Origin of the sequence: Bacillus sp. SIMBA_005, from assembly GCF_046535585.1 — a bacterium.
GTDB lineage: Bacteria > Bacillota > Bacilli > Bacillales > Bacillaceae > Bacillus > Bacillus pumilus.
Genome location: NZ_JAWRWI010000437.1, coordinates 1 through 270, shown reverse-complemented (window position 1 = coordinate 270; position 270 = coordinate 1). Strand labels below are relative to the sequence as shown.

Here is a 270-nt window from a genome sequence, read left to right as displayed (position 1 = left end):
TCGGTCGTCTCGATGCCCGTGCGGATGTTGAGGATGCCGTGGTGCGCGAACACCGGCTCCTCGCCGAGGCGCAGGATGCCGAGCGTGGCGCCGGGGACGTGGTGCGCCTCGGCCAGGGTGCTGAGCCGCTGCTGCCAGCGGGTCGCGTCCAGCCGCGGACGGATGCGCGTTCCGGCGGGCGGGGCGTACTGCTCCACCCAGTCGACGATCCGCTTCGAGAAGTCGGCGCGGTGCGACGGCGGACCCGACAGCGGGAACAGGTGCGCACCA

Annotated in this window: 1 protein-coding gene; it reads right to left on the bottom strand. The window is 73.0% G+C overall.

What is annotated here, in order from left to right; all coding sequences use genetic code 11:
* A partial coding sequence (locus SB660_RS20790; protein WP_410584245.1) for a hypothetical protein occupies positions 1 to 270 on the bottom strand: 270 nt, incomplete at both ends.